The 233-nt window shown below is 50.2% G+C and carries 1 rRNA gene; it reads left to right on the top strand.

The window, feature by feature from the left end:
- Positions 1-105 precede the first annotated feature (105 nt).
- A 5S ribosomal RNA gene (gene rrf / locus DW835_RS17690) occupies positions 106-223 on the top strand.
- Positions 224-233: the final 10 nt, after the last annotated feature.

A 233-nucleotide genomic window follows, 5' to 3' on the forward strand; every position in this document is an offset into this window, starting at 1 on the left:
GTAGGGGTTGCATTACTGTTGATTTGCCAAAGAGGTAAATCGAAAGAAGATGGTGGCGTATGCGCAAAGCGCATAACCAGCCAAGATATCTTCACAAATAAAATTTCTGGTGGTTATGCGCTTGGGGGACACACCCGTTCTCATCCCGAACACGATGGTTAAGACCCAAGCGGCCGATGGTACTATACTGGAGACGGTATGGGAGAGCAGGTGGCTGCCAGATTCCCATGGGG

This window comes from Clostridium sp. AM34-9AC, assembly GCF_003480225.1.
Classification (GTDB): Bacteria; Bacillota; Clostridia; order Lachnospirales; family Lachnospiraceae; genus Acetatifactor; species Acetatifactor acetigignens.